The organism is Rhizobacter sp. (genome assembly GCA_021153565.1).
In the GTDB taxonomy this organism is placed as follows: domain Bacteria; phylum Pseudomonadota; class Gammaproteobacteria; order Burkholderiales; family Burkholderiaceae_C; genus Albitalea.
This window is the reverse complement of record JAJKJU010000006.1, coordinates 23571-36845: the sequence shown is the minus strand read 5'-3', so window position 1 is coordinate 36845 and position 13275 is coordinate 23571. Positions and strand designations below refer to the sequence as shown.

Annotated in this window: 11 protein-coding genes; 9 read left to right on the top strand and 2 right to left on the bottom strand. The window is 62.3% G+C overall.

Annotated elements, in window-relative coordinates:
- The first annotated feature begins 11 nt into the window (after positions 1–11).
- The 3 genes from gspE (at position 12) to AC30NL_RS00505 (ending at position 4106) form a co-directional block, all read left to right on the top strand.
- Positions 12–1433, top strand: coding sequence for a type II secretion system ATPase GspE (gene gspE, locus AC30NL_RS00515; protein ID WP_489462055.1), 1422 nt, complete (start codon positions 12–14; stop codon positions 1431–1433).
- 125 nt (positions 1434–1558) lie between these two features.
- Positions 1559–2773 carry a type II secretion system inner membrane protein GspF gene (gene gspF / locus AC30NL_RS00510; protein WP_489462054.1) on the top strand — a complete coding sequence of 405 codons (1215 nt, stop codon included), beginning with the start codon at positions 1559–1561 and terminating at the stop codon, positions 2771–2773.
- A gap of 337 nt (positions 2774–3110) precedes the next feature.
- Positions 3111–4106 carry an AAA family ATPase gene (locus tag AC30NL_RS00505; protein ID WP_489462053.1) on the top strand — a complete coding sequence of 332 codons (996 nt, stop codon included), beginning with the start codon at positions 3111–3113 and terminating at the stop codon, positions 4104–4106.
- Positions 4107–4174: 68 nt separating this feature from the next.
- Here the strand turns inward: AC30NL_RS00505 and AC30NL_RS00500 are convergent, their stop codons facing one another.
- Positions 4175–4867 (bottom strand): choice-of-anchor K domain-containing protein, encoded by a 693-nt coding sequence (locus AC30NL_RS00500; RefSeq protein WP_489462052.1) that lies wholly within the window; start codon positions 4865–4867, stop codon positions 4175–4177.
- Positions 4868–5081: 214 nt separating this feature from the next.
- Here AC30NL_RS00500 and AC30NL_RS00495 point away from each other — a divergent pair, with 214 nt between their 5' ends.
- Positions 5082–5987 (top strand): 5'-nucleotidase, encoded by a 906-nt coding sequence (locus AC30NL_RS00495; RefSeq protein ID WP_489462051.1) that lies wholly within the window; start codon positions 5082–5084, stop codon positions 5985–5987.
- Between the two features lie 118 nt (positions 5988–6105).
- Here the strand turns inward: AC30NL_RS00495 and AC30NL_RS00490 are convergent, their stop codons facing one another.
- On the bottom strand, positions 6106–6825 hold the full coding sequence (locus tag AC30NL_RS00490) for a Crp/Fnr family transcriptional regulator (RefSeq protein WP_489462050.1): 720 nt from the start codon (positions 6823–6825) through the stop codon (positions 6106–6108).
- A 144-nt stretch (positions 6826–6969) separates the two neighbouring features.
- Between AC30NL_RS00490 and AC30NL_RS00485 the strand changes: the two genes are divergently transcribed.
- From AC30NL_RS00485 to AC30NL_RS00465, 5 genes are all read left to right on the top strand, one after another.
- Positions 6970–8916: an AMP-dependent synthetase/ligase gene (locus AC30NL_RS00485; RefSeq protein WP_489462049.1), complete on the top strand. Its 1947-nt coding sequence runs from the start codon at positions 6970–6972 to the stop codon at positions 8914–8916.
- 83 nt (positions 8917–8999) lie between these two features.
- Entirely contained in the window at positions 9000–9785 is a 786-nt protein-coding gene (locus tag AC30NL_RS00480; protein WP_489462095.1) for an ABC transporter ATP-binding protein, read from the top strand.
- 10 nt (positions 9786–9795) lie between these two features.
- The gene (locus AC30NL_RS00475; protein ID WP_489462048.1) at positions 9796–10725 is read left to right on the top strand and encodes a branched-chain amino acid ABC transporter permease; all 930 of its coding nucleotides are present in this window, start codon (positions 9796–9798) and stop codon (positions 10723–10725) included.
- 14 nt (positions 10726–10739) lie between these two features.
- Positions 10740–11816 carry a branched-chain amino acid ABC transporter permease gene (locus tag AC30NL_RS00470; protein WP_489462047.1) on the top strand — a complete coding sequence of 359 codons (1077 nt, stop codon included), beginning with the start codon at positions 10740–10742 and terminating at the stop codon, positions 11814–11816.
- Between the two features lie 180 nt (positions 11817–11996).
- Positions 11997–13271: an ABC transporter substrate-binding protein gene (locus tag AC30NL_RS00465; RefSeq protein WP_489462094.1), complete on the top strand. Its 1275-nt coding sequence runs from the start codon at positions 11997–11999 to the stop codon at positions 13269–13271.
- Positions 13272–13275: the final 4 nt, after the last annotated feature.

Here is a 13275-nt window from a genome sequence, read left to right as displayed (position 1 = left end):
CTCTGCATACCATGGGCGCCCGTCATCCCCTTCCCTACGCCTTCGCGAAGGCGCACACCCTGCTGCTCGAAGACGACGGCTCGCAGCTCGTCCTGTGGGCGCCTGAAACGGTGGGCTTGCCGGCGCTGAGTGAAGTGCTGCGCATCTACGACGTGGACTCGCTCGAACGCGAATCGGCGAGCACGCTCACGAAACGGATCGCCGCGGCCTATGCGGGCGGAGAATCAAGCGCGGCCACCGTCATCGGCGAGGTCGAAAGTGCGGTGGACCTGAGCCGCATGATGCAGGAGATTCCTGCGGTCGAAGACTTGCTGGAAGCCGCCAACGACGCGCCAATCATCCGCATGCTCAACGCTCTGTTGACTCAGGCGGCAAAGGACGGTGCGTCGGACATCCACATCGAGCCGTATGAGCGCTCGAGTTCAGTGCGCTTCCGCGTGGACGGCACGCTGCGCGAAGTTGTGCAGCCCAACAAGGCACTGCACGCGGCCTTGATCTCGCGCTTGAAAATCATGGCCGAGCTGGACATCGCCGAGAAGCGGCTTCCGCAAGACGGCCGCATCTCGCTGCGAATCGGCGGGCGGGCGGTGGACGTTCGGGTCTCCACGCTGCCGTCAGCACACGGTGAGCGCGCCGTGCTGCGTCTCCTGGACAAGGGCGAATCCAAGTTCACCCTCGAATCGCTGGGCATGGACGGCGATGTGCTGAACAAGTTCGACAGGTTGGTCCAGCAGCCGCACGGCATCGTTCTCGTGACCGGGCCGACGGGCTCTGGCAAGACGACAACGCTGTATGCCTCGCTCAGCCGCGTGGACACCGCGACCACCAACGTGCTGACGGTGGAAGACCCGGTCGAATACGAACTCGCCGGCATCGGGCAGACGCAGGTCAATCCGAAGATTGATCTCACCTTTGCGAAGGCGTTGCGCGCGATTCTTCGCCAGGATCCGGACGTCATCATGATCGGTGAAATCCGCGATTTCGAAACCGCGCAGATCGCCATCCAGGCCTCATTGACCGGTCACTTGGTACTCGCCACGCTGCACACCAACGACGCGCCATCGGCCGTCACGCGCCTCACCGACATGGGCGTGGAACCCTTCCTGCTCAGTTCGAGCTTGCTGGGCGTCCTTGCGCAACGGCTGGTGCGCAAGCTGTGCCCGGTCTGCAAGAAGCCTGATGCGCGCGGCCGCTACCACCCTGTCGGCTGCGACGCCTGCGCACAAAGCGGCTACAAGGGTCGCACAGGCGTCTACGAACTGATGGTGGCCGACGACCGCGTGCGTTCGCTGATCCACAGCCGCGCTGCGGAATCGCAGCTCTTCGTGGCTGCCGAACAGGGCGGCCTGCGCTCGATGCGCGAGGACGGCGAGCGGCTCGTGACCGAGGGAATCACATCGCCCGAAGAAGTGATGCGCGTGACCCGCGAATGATCATGAGACGCCATCTGCAACCATCGCAGCCTCGTGATTCGGGCATTGATCCCGAACCACTTGCCGATCGCTTCGCTGGTCGATCTCCGTAAACCGGGCACCCGGCCCCTCGCTACGCGCGCTCTATGCCTGCCTACAAATTCGAAGCACTCAATGCCGCCGGCAAGGCCACCACCGGCCTGCTGGAAGCCGACAACGTGCGTGCAGCGCGTGCGCAGTTGCGTGCGCAATCGCTGGTGCCGCTGGACGTGGCTCAGGTCGCAGCCGGCAACCGCGTCGGCTCGCCCTCCCGTTTTCAGCGTCGCGTGTTCTCGTCGACAGGCCTCGCCGTATGGACACGCCAGATCGCCGGTCTCGTCGGCAGCGGGTTGCCGCTGGAGCGCGCGCTCACCGCCCTGAGCGATGAGGCCGAAGACCCGAAACACCGTGAACTCATCGCCCACCTGCGCTCCGAAGTGAATGCAGGTTCGCCCTTCGCCCGAGCCCTGGCAGGTGCGCCACGCGAATTCGACGACGTGTACCGCGGCGTGGTGGCCGCCGGCGAGCAAAGTGGCGCTCTGGGCCAGGTGCTCGAACGCTTGGCAGACGACCTCGAGGAGCGCCAGGCGCTTCGCTCGAAGCTGATCGGGGCCACGCTCTACCCAGCCATTGTTTCGTTGATTGCGGTTGTCATCGTGATCTTTCTGGTGACCTACGTCGTGCCGCAAGTGGCGTCGGTATTCGCGAGCTCCAAACGCGCATTGCCCGGCCTCACGGTCGCGATGCTCGCCATCAGCGGCTTTCTGCGTCACTACGGCTGGCTGCTGCTGATCTTGCTGATCGCCGGGGGTGTGACGCTCGGGATGATGTTGCGCAACGAGGCTTTCCGAGAACGCTTCGACGCCGGATGGCTCGGCCTGCCGCTCGTTGGCCGGCTTTCACGCGGCTATAACGCGGCCCGTTTTTCCGGAACCTTGGCCATGCTGGCAGGTGCGGGGGTGCCGATCCTGAAAGCCCTTCAGGCAGCAGCGGAGACCCTGTCCAACCGCGCCATGCGGGCTGATGCACTCGAGGCGCTGGTGCAGGTGCGTGAAGGCGCCCCTCTTGCCTCGGCGCTTGCCGGCAAAAAGCGCTTTCCGGGCCTGCTTGCCATGTTTTGCCGCCTGGGCGAGCAAACGGGCCAGTTGCCACGCATGCTCGATCGGGCAGCCAAGCAGCTATCGGCAGAAGTGCAGCGCCGGGCCATGCAACTGGCCACCATCCTCGAACCCCTGCTCATCGTGGCGATGGGTGGGGTGGTGATGTTGATCGTGCTGGCGGTGTTGCTGCCAATCATCCAGCTCAACACCTGGGTGCGTTGACTATGTAGTCCGGGTGAATTCCGCAATGGGCCTGTGGATCAAGGCCCCCCGGTTTCACCCGGCTACGACAGCACTGAAATGAAGGCCACGAATTTCCTCCGGACGCCCTTACGCCACGGAACTGAAGAGGCTGAGAGTATTTCGATCATGTCCGAGCAGGGGGCTTTTGGCGTGACGAGCGGGCATGGATCGAAAAACTCTCAGCCCCTGACACAGCCTCTGACACCGCGGGCACGCAATCTGCATAGTAATTGGCGTCGATTGCCGGGCAAATTCACTTGTTGTTCGGGCAATTCTTCTGATTCAATCAAGTCAGAACTGATGTTCGGAGTTTCACATGGGCGATTCCAAAGAGCTGGTCCCCCTCGCACGCAAGGGCATCCCCATCGCCCGCATGCGGCATGTGTATCGAGTCGACGAGGTCGGCCGCAAGCTGGACAAGCTGCTTCCCAAGGAACATGAAAGCTTGCGCGCCACTTACGAGCGCATGCTCGAAAAAGGTTCCGAACGCTTCCAGGTGAAGCCGTCGGGCCTGCCGGTCATGGACCACCTCTACGACGACTTGCCCAATTTCTCCGAAGTTCTCGACGACGTTCGCCGCCAGCTCGCACTGTGCGAAGACAGCCGCGATGCGCTCGAGATCACCCCGCTGCTTCTCCTCGGCCCTCCCGGCGTCGGAAAGACACGCTTCGCCCGTGAACTGTCCTTGCTGCTCGGCACCGGCATGGGCTTCGTCTCGATGAGTTCGATGACAGCCGGATGGGTGCTGAGTGGCGCGTCCAGCCAATGGAAGGGCGCGCGCCCCGGCAAAGTATTCGAGACGCTGGTCGACGGCCAATACGCCAACCCAGTGATGGTGGTCGACGAGATCGACAAGGCGGGCGGCGAGCACGCCTATGACCCGTTGGGGGCACTTTACAGCCTGCTGGAGCACGACACTGCGGGCGCCTTCACCGACGAATTCGCCGAGGTGCCGATCGATGCGAGCCAAGTGATCTGGGTCGCGACCGCCAACGACGCGCGCAACATTCCCGACCCCATCCTCAACCGGATGAACGTCTACGAAGTTCAGGCGCCGGATCGCGAAGCGGCGAGGCAAATTGCAGCGAAGCTCTATCGCGGCATCCGTGCCGATCACGACTGGGGTTCACGCTTCGAAGAGGAGCCCTGTGCGGACGTACTCGATCGCATGTGCGAACTGGCACCGCGGGAAATGCGACGTGCGTGGATGACGGCTTTCGGAAACGCGAAACTCGACCACCGCGAGCGCGTGATCCCGGGGGACCTGCCGGACCCGGGGCTGCGCAAGACGAGCATCGGGTTCATGCAATAGAGCGTTGCATGCTCGATGAAGAAGGGGCGCCTGGGCGCCCCTTCTTCATGTTCGCAGCGAAGCTTCGATCAAGCCTGCTGGCGACGACGACGAGCCATCATGCCCACCACGCCGAGGCCCGCGAGCATCAGCGCATAGGTTTCGGGCTCGGGAACCGGCGCCGTCGTGACGACCGCGTACAGATCGGCAGTGGCAGTCCCGCCCTCACGCACATGGAATTCGGTGGCGGTGGATGCGAGGAATCCGTCGCCCACCACGTTCTCAAAGCCCGTCAGCTTCACGCGGTACTCGGTGCTGCCGATCAGGAAGGACGTGGCGCTGAAAAGGCTGGGGAGCGACACGAAGTCGGCATTCTGGTCGGGCGTGCCGGAGTTGGGCGTGCTGTTGAGGAGGAAGCCGTAGTTGCCCGACACATTGCCCAATGCCGGCGCCGTGAAGTTGAGCGCCAAGGCCAGATCGACGGTGTCGGCGGTGGTGCCGTTCGTCGTCGTGCCGTTGAAGTAGCTGAGGGTGCCAACCTTGAACTTGGTTTCGAAGGCGCTCGAGAAGGCGTCGCCGGTGAAGCTGAGCTTGTTGGGTGGTCCGCCGAAGGCGCTGCTATCGCCCCAGGTGAAGGCGGATGTGCCCACGCCAGTCATGGTGGCGGTGCCTGGCACGGGGTTGACCCATTTGCCTGACGTGCTCCCCTCGACGTCGGCAGCCTGGGCTTGCGCAAAGGAAAGGCACAAGGCAGATGCCAGAACGATAGTTTTTAGTTTCATGAAAAGTCTTCGGATTTAGTGAAGTTTTTTGGAATCGCGCCTCCGCGACGCGAGCGCCACTGTATCGACGCGGGGCTTGCGTCGTATCCCTAGTTTGGGGGGGCGACCCATGGGCGATCCTGTGTTCACGGGAGATGCCCCGCTCAAGTGGCCACCCATGCACAGGAGTCAAGCCTGTGAGGATCGACCGCGGGCGTCCTCGTATGATGACCCGATGCCCATCTCACTCGACGGCCAACTTGTCGTCGCGATTTCATCGCGCGCCCTGTTCGATTTCGAAGAGGAAAACGAAGTCTTCGAAGCCTCTGACGATCGCGCCTACATGCAGCTCCAACTGGCGCGCGTCGACAGCCCCGCCAAGCCGGGCGTCGCATTCTCTCTGGTCAACAAGCTGCTGGCGTTCAACGTCGGCGATGTGCCGCGCGTGGAGGTGGTGATCCTCTCGCGCAACGATCCCGTCTCGGGCATGCGCGTCTTCCGCTCGGCCAAGCACTACGGCCTCCCAGTTCAGCGCGGCGTGTTCACGCGAGGCCAGTCGCCGTGGCGATATTTACGACCGCTGAGTGCTAACTTGTTTCTGTCGACCAACGAGCCCGACGTGAGATCCGCGCTGACGGCGGGAGTGCCTGCGGCGCGCGTGTACCCGCATTCGGCCCGGGCTTCGGATGCGCATCCGAATGAAGTTCGCATCGCCTTCGACGGCGACGCTGTGCTGTTCTCCGACGAGGCCGAACGTGTGTTCCGACGCGACGGGCTGGATGCGTTTCAGTCGCACGAGATGGATCAGGCTCAGACGCCGCTGGCTGCCGGCCCGTTCAAGCCTCTGCTGGAAGCCCTGCATCGCCTGCAGCGTGACCCGTCGGGCACGATGCGCATCCGCACCGCTCTCGTCACGGCCCGCAGTGCGCCGGCGCATGAGCGTGCAATTCGAACGCTGATGGATTGGCACATCGATGTGGATGAGGCGATGTTCCTCGGCGGCTTGCCGAAAGGTGAGTTCCTGCGCGAGTTCGAACCGGACTTCTTCTTCGATGACCAGACAGGGCACGTCGAGAACGCAATGGCACATGTGCCTGCGGGGCATGTGGCGGCAGGCGTCAGCAATGTGATCGCAGAGTGATTCTGAGTTCGTAGTCCGTCCGAGCGACTAAAGCTAAATCACCCGTCTATTTGTGCTGTGCCCGGAGTGCTGTGCCCGGAGTCCGGCAACATCTTGACGTAGCAGGACACATATCCGACTACCCGACCCGGTGGTTTCGCAACATTTCAAGATCCAGCACACGCACACCGCCATATTCGATCCGAATCAGGCCGATGTCCTGCAGCCCCTTCAGCGCCTCGTTCACCCGCTGTCGCGACAAACCGACGACATACCCCAGCTCCTGCTGCGTGATCCGCAGCACCTGCCCCACCCCCGGATACAGCTCCGGATGAAACATCGCCGCCAGCCCGCGTGCCACGCGTGAATCGGTATCGTTCAAGCGGTCGATTTCCACCGCCGCAATAAACTGCCCCAGCCGCTCGTTCAATTGCCGCAACACAAAGCGGTTGAAGGCCAGGCTCGTGTCAAGCAACTCGTGGAAGGTGTCGATAGGCAGACCCACCACCGTGCTTCGTCTCAGCGCCTGGATGTTGTAGCGATACGGCTCGCGCTTGAGCAAGGTGCCTTCGCCAAACCACGCACCGGGCGGCACGCCGGTGAAGGTGATCGGAGGGCCGGCGGAGTTGTCGTTGCTCATCTTGAGCAGCCCGTCGATCACACCGAACCAATATGTCGGCGGCTTGCCGATCCGGCACAGAACGTCACCGGCTTGTGCCGTCGCCGCGCGCATCGACGACACCGCCTGGCCTTTCTCTTGCGAACTAAGGGAAGCGAGCCAGGGAATGTCCGACAGCTCCGCTTCCGACAGCGGGCGAGCGCGCTGCCACAAGGGCACGGACATGTTTGATGCAGTCATCGGACCCTCGGGAAAGTCCTCAGCGGGGTGACCCGTGGATTGTCGTCAGAACGACAACATAGCGTCAAACTCTTCTCTACCATCGACCTCAACGTGACAACTTGCACGCTCTTCCAGTGCGAGGTGTCCAGTCAGGAGGTCCCGTTGTCCACGACATTTCCACGGCTCTTGCTCGACCACGCCGAAAAGCGTCCGCATGCAGCGGCACTGCGCGAAAAGGAATACGGCATCTGGCAGACCACCACCTGGGCGGTTCTGCTGCAAAGGGTGCGCTTCTTGGCCGCCGGCCTGTCTGCTGCCGGATTGAAGCGAGGCCAGCACGTCGTGGTGATCGGCGACAACCGGCCGCGATTGTCCGCATCGATGATTGCGGCGCAGGTGCTGGGTGCGATTCCGGTTCCGCTGTACCAGGACGCGGTGAGCGCGGAGTTCGTCTTTCCGATCAACAACGCCGAGGTCTCATTCGCCATCGCCGAAGACCAGGAGCAGGTCGACAAGTTGATCGAGTTGCGCCCCGAATGCCCTCAACTCGCGCGCATCTGGTACGACAATCCGCGCGGATTGCGCAACTACAGCGAGCCGGGCCTTGCATCGCTCGATTCGCTGATGGAACAAGGCGCCGACCTCGATAAGAAACATCCGGCCCGATTTTCGGGATGGGTGTCCATCGTCAAGCCGAGTGATGTGGCCGCGATGTTCTTCACGTCCGGCACCACGGGCCATCCCAAAGGCGTGGTGCACACGCACTTCACGCTCATCGACCGTGCACTGGCAGGCGCCGCCTTCGACAAGCTCACGAGCGATGAAGAAGTGCTGGCCTACCTGCCACCTGCATGGATCGGCCAGAACATCTTCTCGTATGCGCAATGGCTCGCTTGCGGCTACGTCGTCAACTGCCCGGAATCGGCAGAGACGGTCAGCATTGACCTGAAAGAGATCGGCCCGACCTACTACTTCGCACCGCCGCGCGTATTCGAAGGCATGTTCACCTCGGTGATGATCCGCATGGAAGACGCGGGCGCGATCAAGCGCTGGCTCTTCAAGCGCTTCATGGACGTGGCGCGTCGCGTCGGACCCGCACGCATGGACCGCAAGCCGCTCGGCTTCAGTGATCGCTTGTCATATGCCCTCGGCAATGTGCTGATCTACGGCCCGCTGCGCAACACGCTGGGAATGAGCCGCGTGCGCGTGGCCTACACCGCGGGCGAGGCGATCGGACCCGATCTTTTCGTGTTCTATCGCGCCATCGGCATCAACCTGAAGCAACTCTACGGCTCGACCGAAACCGCCGTGTTCGTCTGCCTGCAGCCCGACAACGAAGCCAAGTCCGACACGGTCGGCGTGCCGATCCATGGGGTGGAACTGCGCGTGCTCGACTCGGGCGAGATCCTCGTTCGATCGCCGGGCCTGCTCAAGGGCTACTACAAGAATCCGGAAGCGACTGCCGAGGTGCTGACGGCAGACGGTTGGTATCGCACCGGCGACGCTGGCTTTCTCGATGCTGGCGGGCACCTCAAGATCATCGACCGCGCAAAAGACGTGGGACGCTTATCGGGCGGCGCGAACGACGGTGCCATGTTTGCCCCCAAGTACGTCGAGAACAAGCTGAAGTTCTTCCCCTTCATCAAGGAAGCGGTGGCCTTCGGCGACAAGAAGGAGAAGGTCTGCGCATTCATCAATATCGATTTCGCGGCGGTGGGCAACTGGGCCGAGCGGCGCAACCTGCCGTATGCGGGCTACACCGATCTCGCGGCAAAGCCTGAAGTGCTCGAACTCGTTCGCGAATGCGTGGAGAAAGTCAACGCCGACCTCGCGCAAGACGAACGACTGGCCGGCAGCCAGATCAGCCGTTTCCTCGTGCTGCACAAGGAACTCGATGCCGACGACGGCGAACTCACGCGCACACGCAAGGTTCGCCGCGGTGCCATTGCCGACAAGTACGGCGTGCTCGTCAACGCACTCTACGCTGGCCGCTCATCGCAGTACATCGAAACCCAGGTGATGTTCGAAGACGGTCGCGTGGGGCTGGTGTCCGCCGAGCTGCGTATCGTCGATGCGAAGGGCTTCACTCCTGTCCGGAGCGCCGCATGACTGCCGCCACCATCAACACCCTCAAGTCCACACGCATCGTGGTGGATGCGTCGAACGACGAGATCATCTCTGCACCGCCGACGATAACCAAATGCCGCACTGGTGAAGTCATCCTCGACGTGCAGAACATCAGCCTGTCCTTCGGCGGCGTGAAGGCGCTTACCGACATCAGCTTCAACGTTCGCGAACATGAGATCCGCGCCATCATCGGACCGAACGGTGCGGGCAAGAGTTCGATGCTCAATTGCATCAACGGCGTCTACCGGCCGCAACAAGGATCGATCACCTTCCGCGGCAAGACCTTCAAGCACATGAACTCGCGGCAGGTCGCGGAAATGGGCGTCGCGCGCACGTTTCAGAACCTTGCGCTCTTCAAGGGCATGAGCGTGCTCGACAACATCATGACGGGTCGCAACTTGCACATGAAGAGCAACATCCTGCTGCAGGCGCTGCGCATCGGTCCGGCTGAAAAAGAAGAAATCAGAAACCGGGAATTCGTCGAACGCATCATCGACTTTCTCGAGATCCAGCCCTATCGCAAGACACCGGTCGGCCGCATGCCCTACGGCTTGCAAAAACGCGTCGACCTGGGCCGCGCCCTCGCGATGGAACCCAAGGTGCTGCTGCTCGACGAACCCATGGCCGGGATGAACTTGGAAGAGAAGCAGGACATGTGCCGGTTCATCCTCGACGTGAATGACGAGTTCGGCACGACCATCGTTCTGATCGAACACGACATGGGCGTGGTGATGGATATCTCCGACCGCGTCGTGGTGCTCGACTACGGCAAGAAGATCGGCGACGGCACGCCCGACAAGGTGAGAAGCAATCCAGAGGTCATCAAGGCCTATCTCGGCACGAGCCATTAAGGCACACGCGATGGGTCCAGTTCTCGAAACCATCTTCGGCGGCCTGATGACAGGCATGCTGTATTCGCTCGTCGCACTCGGCTTCGTGCTGATCTTCAAGGCCTCGGGCGTTTTCAACTTCGCGCAGGGCGCGATGGTGCTCTTCGCCGCGCTGGCCATGGCACGCCTGTCCGAATGGATTCCGCAGTGGACCGCCATCGAGGACAAGCTGTTCGCCAATGCACTCGCCTTCATAGTCACCATGGGGCTCATGATCGTCGTTGCCTGGTTGATCGAGCGCTTCGTGCTGGGCAAGCTCGTCAATCAGGAGGGCATCACGCTTTTGATGGCGACGCTAGGCGTCTCGTATTTTCTCGACGGTTTCGGCCAGACGATCTTTGGCTCCAGCATTTACAAGATCGACGTGGGCATGCCCAAGGACCCGATCTTCCTGTTCGAGAACACTTTCCAGGGCGGGTTGCTGCTCAACAAGGAAGACCTGATGGCCGCGGGAATAGCCGCGGCATTGGTTGCTGCCCTTGCTGCCTTCTTTCAGTACACGGGCACCGGCCGCGCACTTCGCGCCGTGGCCGACGACCACCAAGCTGCTCAATCCATCGGCATTCCGCTGCGCCGCATCTGGGTCATCGTGTGGAGCGTGGCCGGCTTCGTCGCGCTCGTGGCTGGAATCATCTGGGGCAGCAAGCTGGGCGTGCAGTTTTCGCTATCGGTGCTGGCGCTCAAGTCGCTGCCGCTCGTGATCCTCGGCGGGCTCACCTCGGTCCCCGGCGCGATCGTGGGCGGGTTGATCCTGGGCGTCGGCGAAAAACTCGCCGAGGTCTTCGTCGGACCCATGCTCGGCGGTGGCATCGAGATCTGGTTCGCCTACGTGCTCGCCCTCGGCTTCCTTCTCGTGCGGCCACAAGGCCTGTTCGGCGAGAAGATCATCGACCGCGTCTGAAGGACGGCCTCATCATGATCTATCGCGAAAACGGCCAGTTCAAGACGAGCTACCGCGCCGACCAGCAGATCTTCCCAATCTCGCAGGACCGCCTCTTCATCGCCCTGCTTCTCATCGTGGCCTTCGTGGTCGTGCCGGGGCTGGCCAGCGACTACCTGATCCGCGCGATCCTGATCCCGTTCCTCATCATGTCGCTGGCGGCGCTGGGCGTGAACATTCTCGTGGGCTACTGCGGCCAGATCTCGTTGGGCTCGGGCGCCTTCATGGCGGTGGGCGCCTACGGTGCCTACAACTTCTTCTTGCGCATGCCGGGCCTGCCGCTGATCCCCGCGCTAGTCCTCGGCGGGCTGTGCGCAACCCTCTTCGGCATCTTCTTCGGGCTTCCCAGTTTGCGCGTCAAGGGCCTGTACCTTGCAGTCGCAACACTCGCGGCACAGTTCTTCGCCGACTGGATGTTCCTGCGCATCAAGTGGTTCACGCTCGACACGCCCTCGGGCTCGGTATCGGTGTCCAACCTGCAGGTGTTCGGCGTTCCGATCGAAAGCGCCGCAAGCAAATATATCTTCTGCCTGGCAATGCTCGTCGTCATCGCACTGCTTGCCAAGAACCTGGTGCGCAGCGCCATTGGCCGCGAATGGATGGCCATTCGCGACATGGATGTGGCCGCGTCGGTGCTGGGCATTCGGCCGATGTACGCCAAGCTCAGTGCCTTCGCCGTGAGTTCTTTCGTCATCGGCGTGGCCGGCGGCCTGTGGGCCTTTGTGTATCTCGGCGCCTGGGAGCCGGCGGCCTTCTCCGTGGACCAATCATTTCGCCTGCTCTTCATGGTGATCATCGGCGGGCTGGGCTCGATCATGGGCAGCTTCTTCGGCGCGGCCTTCATCGTCGTGCTGCCGATTGCCCTGAATCAGTTCCTGCCCGCCCTGCTCGGCGCGTTCGGCATCACCATCTCAACCGCTGGCATCTCGCATGCCGAGCTGATGATTTTCGGCGGCTTGATCGTGTGGTTCCTGATCGTTGAACCACACGGCCTGGCCAAACTCTGGTCGACAGGCAAACAGAAGCTGCGGCTGTGGCCCTTCCCGCATTGATCTCCAAGCTATGGCTGCGCTTTGCGCCTAGATCCGGCGCCTTTTGACGTGCTGCTCGGACACGTTCGAAATACTCCCAGCCTCTCACTCGTTGCGCTGCGGTTCGATTCTCATGACAGGAGACATTCAATGAAAAGGCTTCTACCCCTCGTTCTGGCACTGGCCGCCGCATCGTCGGTGATGTGCTTCGGCGCTGTCGCGCAGACCAAAGAACAGTTCATCCCTGTGCTGTCCTACCGCACCGGGCCCTATGCCCCCAATGGCGTGCCCTGGGCCAACGGCTTCGTGGACTACCTGAAGCTCGTGAATGCCCGTGGTGGCGTGAACGGCGTCAAGCTCGTCTGGGAAGAATGCGAGACCGGTTACGACACCGCCCGCACCGTCGAGTGCTATGAGCGCCTCAAGGGAAAGAACGGTGGCGCATCGTTCGTGCAGCCGCTGTCCACCGGCGGCACCTTCGCCATCACGGAAAAGGCGCCCACGGACAAGATTCCGCTCGTGACGGTGGGCTACGGCCGCAGCGAAGCCGCCGACGGCACCGTCTTCAAGTGGAACTTCCCGCTGGCCGGCACCTACTGGGTCGCGAGCGACACCATCTTGCAGGCCATCGCGAAGAAGGAAGGCGGCTGGGCGAAGCTCAAGGGCAAGAAGATCGCCCTGGTCTATCACGACAGCCCCTTCGGCAAGGAGCCGATCGCGCTGATGAGGGAGCGTGCCGCACTGCACGGCTTCGAGCTGATACTGCTGCCGGTCACGGCGCCGGGCGTCGATCAGAAATCCACCTGGCTGCAGATTCGCCAATTGCGTCCCGACTATGTGACGCTGTGGGGCTGGGGCATCATGAACACCACCGCCATCAAGGAAGCTCAGGCCACCGGTTATCCGCGCGAAAAGATGTACGGCGTATGGTGGGCCGGCGCCGAGCCGGACGTGAAGGACGTTGCCGACGGAGCCAAGGGCTACAACGCCGTGACCATGCAGCACGGTGCGGAACCGCAGTCGAAGGTGGTCAAGGACATCCTCGACATGATCCACGCCAAGGGCCAGGGCACGGGACCGAAGGAAGAAGTCGGCCAGGTGCTCTACATGCGCGGGGCGATGAGCGCGATGCTCGGCGTCGAAGGCATCCGCTCGGCACAGGGACGCTTCGGCAAGGGCAAGGTCATGACCGGCGAACAAGTGCGCTGGGGTCTGGAAAACCTGAACCTCACGCAACCCAAGCTCGATGCGCTCGGCTTTGCCGGCGTGATGCGCCCCATCAGCACCTCGTGCTCGGACCACATGGGATCAGCCTGGGCACGCATACACACCTGGGACGGCAAGCAATGGAAGTTCAGCTCCGACTGGATGCAGGCTGACGAGCAGATCATCAAGCCGCTGGTGAAGGCCACGGCGGCGAAGTACGCGGCTGAAAAGAAGCTCATCCCGCGCACTGGTGAAGATTGCCAGTCGTGAGGCC

What these genes read in the sequence shown, in the direction of transcription:
- AC30NL_RS00505 (WP_489462053.1), top strand. Translation starts at nt 3,111, where the DNA reads ATGGGCGATTCCAAAGAGCTGGTCCCCCTCGCACGCAAGGGCATCCCC.
- AC30NL_RS00500 (WP_489462052.1), bottom strand. Translation starts at nt 4,867, where the DNA reads ATGAAACTAAAAACTATCGTTCTGGCATCTGCCTTGTGCCTTTCCTTT.
- gspF (WP_489462054.1), top strand. Translation starts at nt 1,559, where the DNA reads ATGCCTGCCTACAAATTCGAAGCACTCAATGCCGCCGGCAAGGCCACC.
- AC30NL_RS00495 (WP_489462051.1), top strand. Translation starts at nt 5,082, where the DNA reads ATGCCCATCTCACTCGACGGCCAACTTGTCGTCGCGATTTCATCGCGC.
- gspE (WP_489462055.1), top strand. Translation starts at nt 12, where the DNA reads ATGGGCGCCCGTCATCCCCTTCCCTACGCCTTCGCGAAGGCGCACACC.
- AC30NL_RS00470 (WP_489462047.1), top strand. Translation starts at nt 10,740, where the DNA reads ATGATCTATCGCGAAAACGGCCAGTTCAAGACGAGCTACCGCGCCGAC.
- AC30NL_RS00490 (WP_489462050.1), bottom strand. Translation starts at nt 6,825, where the DNA reads ATGACTGCATCAAACATGTCCGTGCCCTTGTGGCAGCGCGCTCGCCCG.
- AC30NL_RS00475 (WP_489462048.1), top strand. Translation starts at nt 9,796, where the DNA reads ATGGGTCCAGTTCTCGAAACCATCTTCGGCGGCCTGATGACAGGCATG.
- AC30NL_RS00465 (WP_489462094.1), top strand. Translation starts at nt 11,997, where the DNA reads ATGTGCTTCGGCGCTGTCGCGCAGACCAAAGAACAGTTCATCCCTGTG.